Consider the following 9,285-nt stretch of genomic DNA (forward strand, 5'->3'; position numbering starts at 1 on the left):
GCGGTCGTGTAGCTGTGCGTCGCGGTGGCCGAGGTGGAGGTGCCGGTGATGGTGCCGTCGCCGAAGTCGAAGGCGTAGGACAGCGTCTGCCCCTGCGGGTCCGTGGAGGCCGAGGCGTCGGCGGTGACCGCGAGCGGTGCCGTGCCGCTGGACGGGGTCACGGACAACGAGGCCGTCGGCGGCCGGATCGCCGCGGAGACACTGACCGTCTTCTGGGCGGTCGCGGTCAGGCCGGAGGTGTTGGTGACCGTGACGACGACCGTGTAGCTGCCGGCGGTCGTGTAGCTGTGCGTCGCGGTGGCCGAGGTGGAGGTGCCGGTGATGGTGCCGTCGCCGAAGTCGAAGGCGTACGACAGCGTCTGCCCCTGCGGGTCCGTGGAGGCCGAGGCGTCGGCGGTGACCGCGAGCGGTGCGATGCCGCTCGACGGGCTGACGGACAGGGCGGCGGACGGCGCGCGGGGCGGTGGCGGCGGTGCCGACACCAGCACCGACTTCTGGTCGGTGGCGGTCAGGCCGGAGGTGTTGGTGACCGTGACGACGACTGAGTAGCTCCCGGCCGAGGCGTACGTGTGCGTCGCCGTGGCTGTCGTCGACGCGGGCACCGTGGTGCCGTCACCGAAGTCGAAGGCGTACGACAGGGTCTGCCCCTGCGGGTCGGTCGACGCCGAGGCGTCGGCCGTGACGGCCAGCGGCGCGGTGCCGCTCGACGGTGTCAGGCTCAGCGATGCCGTCGGCGCCTTGAGCGGCGGGGGCGGAGTTGCGACGCTGACCGTCTTGTGGTCGCTCGACGCCAGGCCCGACGTGTTCCGCACCGTCACGGTGAGTGTGTAGCTGCCCGCCTCGGTGTAGGTGTGCGTCGCCGTCGCGCTCCCCGACGCCGGCGCGGTGGCGCCGTCACCGAAGTCGAACGCGTACGACAGCGTCTGCCCCTGCGGGTCGGTCGAGGCCGACGCGTCGGCCGTGACGGCCAGCGGTGCCGTGCCCGTCGAGGGGCTCACGGCCAGCGAGGCGACCGGTGGCTGGACCGGTGGTGGCGGTGCCGTGACCGACACGGTCTTGGCCGCGCTGTCGCTGAGGCCGGAGGTGTTCGTCACGGTGACGGTGACCGTGTAGCTCCCGGCCGAGGCGTACGTGTGGGTGGCGGTCGAGGTCGTCGACGCGGGCACCGTCGTGCCGTCACCGAAGTCGAACGCGTACGAGAGCGTCTGCCCCTGCGGGTCGGTGGAGGCCGACGCGTCGGCGGTCAGGGCCAGCGGGGCCGTCCCGCTCGACGGCGTGGCCGTCAGCGACGCCGACGGCGGCTGGACGACGGGCGGTGACGTGACGCCGACCGTCGCGGTCGTGGAGCTGCTGAGGCCGCTGCTGTTGCGCACGGTGACCTTCGCCGTGAACGTGCCGACGGTGGTGTAGACGTGGGTCGCGGTGGGCGAGGCCTGAGCGGCCAGCGTCGTACCGTCACCGAAGTCGAACGCGTAGCTCAGGCTCTGGCCCTGCGGGTCGCGCGAGGCCGACGCGTCGGCGGTGACCGACAGCGGGGCGGTGCCGTTGGCCGGCGTCATGACGAGGCTTGCGGTCGGCGGCTGCACCGGTGGCGGCGGTGCGGCGACGGCGACCGAGCCGCTCGCGGTGCCCACGAGCCCGGAGGTGTTCCGGGCGGTCACGGTGACCGTGTAGGTGCCGGCGGACTGGTAGGTGTGGGCTGCGGTGGGGGACGACTGCGCGGGCAGGGTCGTGCCGTCACCGAAGTCGAACGCGTACGAGAGGGTCTGGCCCTGCGGGTCGGTCGACGCGGAGGCGTCGGCGCTGACGGCGAGCGGAGCCGTACCGCTGGTCGGGGTCAGCGTCAGCCGCGCGACCGGTGGCTGGACCGGTGGCGGCACGTCGGGCTGGAACTCGTACGCGCCGAGGTCGTCGTAGAGCCGCGGCCCGGCCGCGAAGGTGTTGGCGACGTTGGGGTCGCGGACGCGGGGGTAGCCGAGGATGTCGGTGGCCTGGGCTCCGGGCACGCCGCTGTCGCCGCGGTCGATGGCCGGCGACCCCTCGCGCAGCGAGAGGTCCCACGTGCCGACGTTGCTGAACTTGGCGTCCGCCTGGACGCCGGCGGCCTCCTGCCCGGAGGCAGCGCGCATCGCGCTCAGGCTCGTGTACGTCGTGCCCCAGGCGTACATGACGCCGCTCTTGCTGAGGTAGACGAGGTTGTGGTCGACGAGCGTGCTGTTCTGGGCGCCGTCCCAGACGCCGATGTTGCCCGCGCGGCGCGCGCACGCGATGCCGGCATAGGCCGGGTAGACGGCGTTGTCGACGGCGATGTTGTTGGCGATCTGGTAGCTGCCCGCGGACGTGCCCTCGAGGTTGATGCCGGTGGTGCAGTTGCGGTACACGGTGTTGCCCACGATGGTCCCGCCGGTGACGTTGAGGTTGTCGATGCCGTGGTCGCCGTTGTTGTACGTGACGTTGAGGGTGACGAGGTTGTTGTTGCCGCCGGTGTAGAGCTGGATGCCCGTGTCCTCGTTGTCGTGGGTGACGTTCCTCGAGATGACGTTGCCCGGGCTCGTGACGTTGATGCCGTTGGCGTTGCGCTGCCAGCCCTGGGCGTTGAAGCTCGACTGGTTGTTGGTCACGGTGTTCCCGGTCGAGGTGTTCGTGACGTAGATGCCGGTGTCGCTGTTGTGGTTGGTGTTGTTGTCGGCGACGAGCGAGCTGTTCGTCGCGCGGATGCTGATGCCGGGTGCGGTCGCCCCCTGGGCCTGTCGCCCCGTGTTGGTGACGGTGTTGCCTCGGATGGTGACGTGGTCGCTCTTGGTCACGTAGATGCCGTCGCCCGTCGTTCCCGTGAAGGTGAGGTTGGACAGCTCGATGTAGCTCCTCGTCGACAGGTACGCGCCGTTGGTCACGCCGGTGCCGATGACGGGGCTGCGGCCCGGCCAGCTCGTGATGGTGATCGGCGCGCTCGCGGTGCCCGAGACCGACGGCTTGACCGTCTCCGCGTAGGTGCCGTCACCGATGTAGAGCGCGTTGCCGGCCTGCAGTCGGCTGACGCCCTTGGTGATCGTGCAGAACGGCGTGCTCGACGTGCCGTTGCCCGAGTCGGTGCAGACAGGGCTGGTCTTGTCGACGTAGTAGTCGGTCGCCACGGGCAGGACCGGCGGCGTGCCGATGACGAACTCGTCCATGACGCTTCCCGCGACGCAGGCCATGTCCTCCTTCGTCGTCGACTCGTCGCACACGGCCTGCAGCTTGAGGCCGGTCGACCCGACGTCGACGCGCAGGTGGGACAGGTGGAAGGCCCGGAACGCGGTGCGCGGGTCGGTGCTGGTCCACGGCGTCTCGAGCGACGACGGCGCGCCGACGGTGACGTGCGTGACGCCCTGGATCGGCTGGAAGCGCTCGTAGTCGTGGGAGTGGCCGTTGATGTTGAGGACGTACTTGCTGTAGGACTGCCCGAACCCGTCGAGGATCGAGGCGATGCCCGCTTCGCCGGGGTGGTAGCCGGTCGAGTAGGCGGGCCGGTGGCCGTACGTGACGATGTACTTGATGGTGGGGTCGTCCTGCGCCTGCCGCATCAGGGGTCCGGCCTTGGACTGCCAGTCGCTCCAGGCACCCGTCCAGGGTTCGGGGTAGGCGATGAACCGGACCGGACCGGCGTCGAACCAGCCCCAGTCGTTGCCGCCGGCGGAGATGGCCGGCGACCCGGGGGAGGCGGCCGCGTTCGGCATGAGGAGCCGGCCCTTGTAGTTGCGCAGGTCGTCCGAGCCGGCCACGTCGTACTCGTGGTTGCCCCAGGCAGGCATGTACGCCACGCGGGTGCTCCAGCGCATGACGTCGTTGAAGTGCTGGTGCACGGCGTCCATCGTCGTGCCGTTGGCGTACGTCAGGTCGCCGACCATGAGCACGAACGACGGGTCGTCGGAGGTGATGTTGTCGAGGGTCGCCCCCAGCTTGGAGAAGTTGACGGTGTCGCCGACGTCACCGATGGCATCGAACCGGAAGCTCGAGGTCGGCGGCGCGTGGAAGGTGTAGTCGGGTCCGCCGCCGATCGAGTAGTGGTAGGTCGTGCCCGGCACGATGCCGTCCAGCTCGAGCTGCCAGAAGGGCCCGGGGGAGTCCCACGGCGTCCATCCGGGGGCCACGCCGGTCGCGGTCTGCCCGTACGTGCTGCTGGTGCCCCACCGCACGTCGTTCGCGCTGCCGCGCCAGTCGAGGGCGACCGACGTCGACCCGGTGAAGGTGTAGTGCACCTCGTCCACCGAACCGGCGGCCCAGCCGGGCTGCATCGGTCCCCCCACGAGGAGCGCCAGCGCGGCGACGATGGCGGGCGGCAGCAGGCGGGCGAGCCACCGTCCCCGCCGGTGCCGGTTCAGGGCAGGAGACGCTGACGACCCCGGGTTCATGGGCTGACGGTAGGTCCGGCCACGAGGGCGGTCGACCCGCCCACGGACGAGCCGTGACTACGTCAGCGGCTGTAGCCCCTCAGACCCAGCTCGGGAACCACATCCGGGCCTGCCACTCCGTCAGCGGGATGACGTCGGCGACGTAGATCGGGTGGAAGAACGCGAACAGGGCCATCGTCAGGAGGACGAACCCGCCGATGACGCCCAGACCGACGCGTCGACGCGTGACGGACGCCTCGCGCCCGCCCATGACCATCCCGAGGACGTACACGCAGGCGAGGACGACCCATGGCACGAACGCGACCTCGTAGAAGGAGTAGATCGTGCGGTTGCCGAGGAAGAACCACGGCAGGTAGCCCGAGAAGAGGCCGCAGAGCACGGCGCCGGCCCGCCAGTCGCGACGCAGGGCCCACATGAACAGCAGGACGAGAATCGCGACCGTCGCCGTCCACCAGATCGACACGGTGCCGATCGAGGTGATGGCCTTGCTGCACTGGTCGACGAGGCAGCCGTCCGAGCCCTTCTTCGGGCCCTCGTAGTAGAACGACGTGGGCCGGCCCTGGATGAGCCAGGACCAGGGGTTGGTCTGGTACGGGTGCGAGGACGTGATCGCCTGGGTCGAGGCGTACATCTGCTGGTGGTAGGCCCACAGCGAGCGCCACCAGTCCGGCAGCCACGCGTACCGGGTGTCGGGGTTCGTGGCGCCCCACGTGCGGAACGAACCGCCCTGCGTGAGGATCCAGCCCGTCCAGCTGCCGACGTAGGTGAGCACCGCCGTCACGACGAGCTGGACGAACGCGAACGGGCCGTCCTTGACCAGCGCCCCGACCCCCCAGCCGCGGACACCGGCCGCGCGGCGGGCGCCGACGTCCCAGAGGACGGTGAGCAGGCCGAACCCGACGAGGAAGTAGAGGCCGGACCACTTGGTGCCGGCCGAGAGCCCGAGCATGACGCCGGCGACCCAGCGCCAGGGCCGCCAGCCGAGCCAGGGGCCGAGCCATGACGTCGCGGCACGCGGCCGGTCACCCACCTTGCGCGCCAGCACCTCCCGCGCCCGGTCCCGGTCGAGGAGCAGCGCCCCGAAGGCGGCGAGCCCGAAGAACATGACGAAGATGTCGAGCAGGCCGGTGCGGGAGTGGACGAAGTGGTGCCCCTCGAAGGCGAGCAGCGCTGCCGCGACGGTGCCGAGCAGGTCGGAGCGGAAGAGCCGTCTCGCAATACGTCCGAGCATGAAGATCGAGATGGTGCCGGCGAGGGCCACGGCGAAGCGCCAGCCGAAGGAGTTGAGGATGCCGAAGGGGACCTCGCCCCAGCCGATGAGCCACTTGCCGACCGGCGGGTGCACGACGAAGTCGCCCTCGGTGCCGTAGACCATCGGGTCGTTGGCGGTGAAGTGCTGGTCGACCTGGTTGGCCTGCTGCAGCACGTCGTCGTTCTTCATCTCGAACCAGAACAGGACCATCGACCAGCCCTGCTTGACGTAGTACGTCTCGTCGAACACGAGCTGGTGCGGCGCCCCGACGTGCCAGAAGCGCATGAAGCCGCCGACGAGCGTGAAGAACAGCGGTCCGGCCCAGCCGAGCCAGGCGATGCGTCCGGCGACACGTCGCCTCAGGCGGAAGTCGTCGGCCGGGTCCCCGAGCAGGCGGACGCGCACCTGTCGGGTCGAGTTCATGCGCGCCATCGTATGCAGTGCCCCTGGGTGCGACGGGCCGGGAGTCAGAGGGAGATGCCGCGGGCGCGGAGCACCGAGTACCCGACGAAGGCGACGACGTCGAGGACCGTGTGGCACACGACGAGGGGCATGACGCGCCGGGTCCGGACGAAGACGAGGCCGAGGAGCAGGCCCATGGCGATGTTGCCGACGAACCCGCCGAAGCCCTGGTAGAGGTGGTAGGTGCCGCGGGTCACGGCGGAGGCGGCGATGACGAGGGGCCAGGCCCACCCGACCTGGCGCCACCGGGTGAAGAGGTAGCCGACCATGACGACCTCCTCGAGCACGGCGTTGCCGACGGCGGCGAGCACGAGCACCGGCCCGGACCACCACACGGCCTCGAGGTTGGCGGCCGACACGGTCGTGTTGACCCCGAGCGCGCGGGCGAGGAGGTAGAGACCGAGGCCGGGGACGCCGATGACGGCGGCGAGGCCGACACCGCGGAGCAGGTCGCGCCGGGGCTCGGTGCGGTCGAGCCCGAGGAACCGGGCGGCCCGGACCGCGGAAGCCGGGCGGCGCACGTGGTCGAGCAGGTAGAGGGCGAGGACCACGGGCACGAGCGGCAGCAGGATGTTGGCCAGCTGGTAGGCGAGGTCGAGCCAGGGCCGGTCCGGCGTGGCCGACTGGTTCATCGCGGTCGTCTGCTGCGACAGCGGCACGGCCCGGGTCAGCTTCTCGATGATCGACAGCACGGCGTACACAGCCGACGACCCGAGGCTGACGCCGAGGACGAGGAGGGTCTCGCGCCGCAGCCCGTGTCGCGCAACGGGGTCGTCGACGGTGACCGGGTCCCAGGGCGAGGGGCGCGAGAGCAACCGCGTCAGGAGGCCCGGGGTCGACATGGCGTCACTGTAGCCACGCAGCAGCTGCGGTCGGAGGGCACGACGCGGTGCGCGGGTACGGTCAGCGCGTGGCGTTGCTCTCCGGCTGGCAGCGCGGCGAGCACGCCGCGGACGGGTTCACCCATCCCGTCTACGAGCGCGGCTCAGGGCCGGGCATCGTCCTCGTGCACGAGAGCCCCGGCCTCACGCCGGAGGTCGTCGAGCTCGGCGACCAGCTGGCCGGTGACGGCTTCACCGTGGCGATGCCGCACCTGTTCGGCTCCGCGCACGCCCCGCCGCGCACGTGGGAGGCCGTCCGCGTCGTGCCACGGCTGTGCGTGACGCGCGAGTTCACCATGGTCGCGGTGGGCCGCACCGCGCCGCTCGCCGGTTGGCTGCGCAGCCTCGCCCGCGACCTGCACGCACGCGCCGGCGGCGTCGGCGTGGGCGCTCTGGGCATGTGCCTCACCGGCGGCTTCGCGCTCGCGATGATGGTCGACCCCGTCGTCGTGGCGCCCGTCGTCGCCCAGCCCGCCGTGCCGCTGCCGCTCGGGCCGCGGCGGGCGGCCGACCTCAACCTCGGGGCCTCCGACCTCGCGGCCGTCCGACGCCGGGTCGCGGACGGGTGCCCGGTGCTCGGCCTGCGCTACCGCGGCGACTGGGTCACCGGGACGCGCTTCGACACGCTGCGGCGCGAGCTGGGTGAGGGCTTCCTCGCAGTCGAGCTGGACGGCGCGGGGCACTCCACGCTCACCGACCACCGGCACCCCGAGGCGGTCGCCGCGGTGCGCCGTTTCTTCCGCGAGCGACTGCTCGAGATCCACTGAGCCGCAGCCATCTTCGTGGCTTCATTCGTGGTGGTGTCGAAATGCGCTGGCTCCCTTGGTGACTCGCGTCTAGCGTCGTCGTCATGACGACCTCGCCCCTGCGCCGCGCCCTGCGCGACCGCCTCACCACCGCCATGCGCGAGCGTGACCGGGACCTCGTGTCGGCGCTGCGGTCGACGCTCGCCGCCCTCGACAACGCGGAGGCCGTGCCGCTCCGCGACGCGTCCGGGGTCGGGCGGCCCCTCACCTCGTCCGAGCACGTGGCCGGCGCGGCCATCGGCGTCGGGGCGGCCGAGGTCGAGCGCCGGGTGCTCGGGCGCGGCGACGAGCGAGCGGTCGTCGCCGACGAGGTCGCGGGCCTGCGCGAGGCGGCGGGGCACCGGCGTCGGGCGGGCGACACGTCCGGTGCGGAGGTCGCGGAGGCGGCGGCCCGGCTGCTCGAGGGCGTCCTGGCGTCCGCCGGCTGACGCGGCGACGCCGCCACCCCGAGGCCCGCCCTCGGCCGTCCACAGGCGCCGGGGGACAACCTGTGCACATAGCAGCTCCGGGTGTGGACGAGCGTCGCGATGCTGTGGACGACACGCGATCGTCCTGTGTACCGAGACTTTCTTGCACGAAAACCCTTGTGGGACAGCCTCGTACCGGATAGAAATCTCTCACGCCCTCCTCCGGGAGAGCGGGACGGGACGGGGACGATGGTCCGTACGGTGGGGTGACCCACTGCGCCAGCCGGGTGACGGGGCTGGTGGGACCAGAGGAACCGAGCCGCCGGCCGGGAGCGTCACCACGACCGGTCGCCCAGAAGGGCCCTTGGGACTCATACTCCCAAGGGCCCTTCGCCTGTCGCTGGCTCGGCTCTCCCGGCTCAGGCCTGCGTCGCCACCGGGGGACGCCACGGCTTGAGCCACGGCGTGTCCGGCCAGCCCTCGCGCCCGGCGACGAGCTCGTACATCGTCGCGCCGTCGATGGACTCCCGGACGATGTCGGCGTGCCCGGCGTGGCGGGCGAGCTCCTCGACCAGGTGCAGCGCCACCCAGCGCACGGACCACGCCTCCAGGTCCCGGGGGAACCACGGCGCGTCCCGCGGCACGGGGACCGCGGCGTCGAGGTCGGCGGTGCGCAGCACCTCGCGCGTCACGTCGCCCTGGGCGGCGAGGGCGGCGAGGAGCGAGTCGAGGGTGTCGGAGTCGGTGACGCGGAAGTCGTCGCCCCAGGCCGCGGCCTGCTCCTCGACCGAGGCGTCGGGCGGTGCCGGGGCCCCGGGCGCCGCGGCGATGCGCTCGACCCAGCCGCGTTCGCACCTCGTGACGTGCTTGACGAGTCCCCCGATCGACAGGGTTCCGGCGGTGGGGGTGAGGCGGATCTGCTCCTCGGTCAGGCCGTAGGCGGCCGAGGCGAAGGCGTCGCGCTGCTGGTCGATGTAGGCGATGAGGCCGTCGCGCTCGTCGACGACGGGGGGAACCTGTGCGGGCATGGGGCTGTCTCTTATACACATCTGACGCTGCCGACGACGGAGAGAGTGTAGATCTCGG

The 9,285-nt window shown here is 71.7% G+C and carries 6 protein-coding genes; 2 read left to right on the top strand and 4 right to left on the bottom strand.

The genetic code is table 11. From position 1 onward, the window contains the following. The 3 genes from ACR9ZK_RS19040 to ACR9ZK_RS19050 form a co-directional block, all read right to left on the bottom strand. The coding region (locus ACR9ZK_RS19040) for a PKD domain-containing protein (RefSeq protein ID WP_481343530.1) at positions 1 to 4,391 on the bottom strand (4,391 nt) is incomplete at its 3' end. Between the two features lie 79 nt (positions 4,392 to 4,470). Then, a complete protein-coding gene (locus tag ACR9ZK_RS19045; RefSeq protein WP_481343531.1) occupies positions 4,471 to 6,066 on the bottom strand; it encodes a dolichyl-phosphate-mannose--protein mannosyltransferase in 1,596 nt (531 codons plus the stop codon). A gap of 44 nt (positions 6,067 to 6,110) precedes the next feature. Beyond that, entirely contained in the window at positions 6,111 to 6,947 is an 837-nt protein-coding gene (locus tag ACR9ZK_RS19050; protein ID WP_481343533.1) for a CPBP family intramembrane glutamic endopeptidase, read from the bottom strand. A gap of 68 nt (positions 6,948 to 7,015) precedes the next feature. On the opposite strand from ACR9ZK_RS19050, the gene ACR9ZK_RS19055 reads away from it, so the two are divergent. Then, positions 7,016 to 7,753: a dienelactone hydrolase family protein gene (locus ACR9ZK_RS19055; protein ID WP_481343534.1), complete on the top strand. Its 738-nt coding sequence runs from the start codon at positions 7,016 to 7,018 to the stop codon at positions 7,751 to 7,753. Positions 7,754 to 7,836: 83 nt separating this feature from the next. Beyond that, positions 7,837 to 8,220: a hypothetical protein gene (locus ACR9ZK_RS19060; protein WP_481343535.1), complete on the top strand. Its 384-nt coding sequence runs from the start codon at positions 7,837 to 7,839 to the stop codon at positions 8,218 to 8,220. Between the two features lie 398 nt (positions 8,221 to 8,618). Here ACR9ZK_RS19060 and ACR9ZK_RS19065 read toward each other — a convergent pair. Beyond that, on the bottom strand, positions 8,619 to 9,285 hold a 667-nt coding region (locus tag ACR9ZK_RS19065), incomplete at its 5' end, for a DinB family protein (RefSeq protein WP_481343536.1).

This window comes from Monashia sp. HAY1-5C, from assembly GCF_056755255.1.

Bases quoted from the DNA above. Each gene is read 5' to 3' on its own strand.
- ACR9ZK_RS19045 (WP_481343531.1), bottom strand. From the start codon at position 6,066: ATGAACTCGACCCGACAGGTGCGCGTCCGCCTGCTCGGGGACCCGGCC.
- ACR9ZK_RS19050 (WP_481343533.1), bottom strand. From the start codon at position 6,947: ATGTCGACCCCGGGCCTCCTGACGCGGTTGCTCTCGCGCCCCTCGCCC.
- ACR9ZK_RS19060 (WP_481343535.1), top strand. From the start codon at position 7,837: ATGACGACCTCGCCCCTGCGCCGCGCCCTGCGCGACCGCCTCACCACC.